The following is a 2,020-nucleotide window of genomic DNA, read 5'->3' on the forward strand; positions in this document are numbered from 1 at the left end:
CCTACTGACTCATAGACCACATCCACACCTCTTCCATTCGTCACTTCTTGCACTTTTTCTACCCATGTTTCGCTGTACAAGAAAACATGGTCCGCTCCTACTGAGGTAGCGATACTTGCCTTTTCCTTTGATGAAGTAAGTCCAATCACTTTTCCACCTAAAAGCTTGACAATCTGAACGAGAAGTTGACCCACTCCTCCTGCGGCTGCATGAACAAGGACCCAATCTCCATCCTTGATGCTATAACTATCTTTTGTTAAATAGTGAGCAGTCAATCCTTGGAGAAAGATAGAGGATGCAATTTCAAAGGAAATCTCTTCAGGAATAGGAATTGCCTTCTCAATTGGGACTGCAACAAATTCAGCATTTGCAAAAGGAACATCTGCAAATCCGATTCGATCACCCACTTTAATGTTAGTGACTTTTGAACCAACTTTTTCTACTACACCTGCCCCTTCATATCCCAATAGGTATGGTGGTTCACCTGCCAGATGATAATTTCCTTTTCTTCTATATACATCGGCAAAATTTAGTCCGATCGCTTTCATTCTAACTAGAACCTCGTCATGCTTAATTGTTGGTTCAGAAATATCCGTATAATAAAGGACTTCGGGTCCTCCGAATTGATCAAACACTAATGCTTTCATGTCATTACCTCTTTTTCTATTAACATTGTAGCTACATAGTAAAGCAATCCTTGCTCCTTCACAAGTTATAAGCTACCCTTGCTGAGTTGCCTTTCTCTTAAATGATTACCATAGTTTAGAAAGAATGATTGGAATGAAAAACATAGCTACATGTGGTTATATAACAAAAAAAGTAGTGAGGTTCTTCACTACTTTTTGTTATATAAGGATTTCTTTAATAATTTTTTCGGAAAAATCCAGTCTCCAAGCATTCTCAACAAGATATTTGATATTTGTTTTACGTAATAAAAAATCCATCAAAAGTAATCTAGTATTCTGCATAGTATTTTTCATTGATTCTACGTTTTGATGACTTTTTCCTTCTTCTCGAACTAAATGATTAAACATTCCCTATTCAAACCTGTTATTTACTTCATTTGCCACTCGTATTCCTGATTCTATAGCCCCTTGAATCCACCCATGGGTCAGGGACGTATGCTCACCAGCGAAATGCACTCTTCCCTCAGGTGTCGGGATATATGGATAAAGCTCCCTTTCCTGCCCAGGTTCAAATATAGGAAAAGCTCCTCCAGCAAATGGGTTCTGGCTCCAGCTAAAGGATCGCCCCACTACGAATTCCTGATACACCTGGTCACCATATATTTCTGCTAAATTAGACAATGCGAACTGAATACGTTCCTTCTCAGGAAGAACGTCCCAAGTTAATGCTTCATCCGCCCAAGTGTAACTTGCTACAATAACAGCAGGACTATTTGTTCCTATTCCAGTGCTTGGGAAAAAAGAAAAACGAATTGGTAAATCTGTAATGTTTTTACCACCACGTTGATCCGCTTTTTCCCAAAATCTACTTTTAAATTCGATGCCAATTTTCGTAGAAGCCATATAATTTAATTCTCGAATCGCTTTCCGTTTATAGTAAGATAACGCATGGTAGGGTTCTATTTGTACAAAACGCAATAATGAAAAAGGGATAGTTATAATGGCCAAATCTGCTGTAATAAATGATTTTTCATTGGATTTAAGATGCATTGAACCAATGGTAATTTCGTTTGATGTTTGTGATATTTTTATCATTTTTTGATTTAATAATATATTATCTTTTAATTGTGGCATAAATGATTTTGGCAATAAATCCATTCCACCAGTTATTTCATAATATTTTTTAACTGATATAAAAACCATTAACTCTCTTAAAACTTCTAAGAAGGACATACCCATAAAGGCTTCCAAATCTAGTAGAACTCCGATTTTATCGATTGCGCCGTTAGAATAATACTGGTACAAATAGTTGCCTAAGGAATATAATTTATATTGCTCTTCTATAATAGGCCAATTTCTCTTAGGATCTCTTTCAATAAAATTAATGAGTGGCT

The 2,020-nt window shown here is 36.3% G+C and carries 2 protein-coding genes; both read right to left on the reverse strand.

All coding sequences use genetic code 11. The annotated features are described in order from the left end of the window. Window positions 1–647, reverse strand: a 647-nt coding sequence (locus DBX25_RS11770; RefSeq protein ID WP_240620268.1) for a quinone oxidoreductase family protein, incomplete at its 3' end; no start/stop codon positions are given. A 390-nt stretch (window positions 648–1,037) separates the two neighbouring features. Further along, the coding region (locus tag DBX25_RS11780) for a flavin monoamine oxidase family protein (protein ID WP_240620269.1) at window positions 1,038–2,020 on the reverse strand (983 nt) is incomplete at its 5' end.

Source organism: Peribacillus acanthi (assembly GCF_003073175.1).
GTDB lineage: Bacteria > Bacillota > Bacilli > Bacillales > DSM-1321 > Bacillus_BN > Bacillus_BN acanthi.